The sequence below is a fragment of the Vibrio scophthalmi LMG 19158 genome, assembly GCF_000222585.1.
Taxonomy (GTDB): Bacteria; Pseudomonadota; Gammaproteobacteria; order Enterobacterales; family Vibrionaceae; genus Vibrio; species Vibrio scophthalmi.
Genome location: NZ_AFWE01000100.1, coordinates 1 through 643 on the forward strand (window position 1 = coordinate 1; position 643 = coordinate 643).

Below are 643 nucleotides of genomic sequence, written 5' to 3' on the forward strand. Positions count from 1 at the left end.
TGTTTCCTAAATCAGGGAACTAAATCATTAACCTACGATCTGATCAGCTAAGTTTATTCAGATACTTAGAACAATGGCCAAGCCTCGCTACAAAACAACTAACTGGAAGCTGTATAACCAAGCTTTAATCAATCGTGGTTCGCTGACATTTTAGATTGATGAAGATGCAATCCAACACTGGAAACAGATCAAGCAAGGCAACCGTGGAAGGCCTCGGTTGTTTAGTGACTTAGCCATTACGACGGCTCTTATGGTCAAGCGAGTATTTTCAATGCCGCTGAGGGGGCTGCAAGGATTCATCAACTCTGTTTTCAAGCTAGCTCAGCTGCCGTTGTCATGCCCTCATTATTCGTGCATTAGCAAGCGAGCCAAAACGGTCAACGTCACGTTCAAGCCCAAAACTAAAGGAGCTATCCAGCATTTAGCCATTGATGCTACAGGGCTGAAGGTCTATGGTGAAGGCGAGTGGAAAGTTAAAAAGCATGGCACTGACGGGAAGCGCAGAGTCTGGCGCAAGTTACATTTAGCGGTCGATACAAACACGCATGAAATCCTTGCCGCTGAATTAAGTTTATCGAATGTAAGCGACGGAGAAGCACTTCCAAACTTACTCAAACAGATTCGCCGAAGAATCAATGAAGTA

At 44.6% G+C, this 643-nt stretch carries 1 pseudogene; it reads left to right on the forward strand.

Annotated elements, in window-relative coordinates:
• Positions 1–73 precede the first annotated feature (73 nt).
• Positions 74–643 (forward strand): annotated as a pseudogene (locus RH88_RS08520) (IS5 family transposase); the annotation flags it as partial.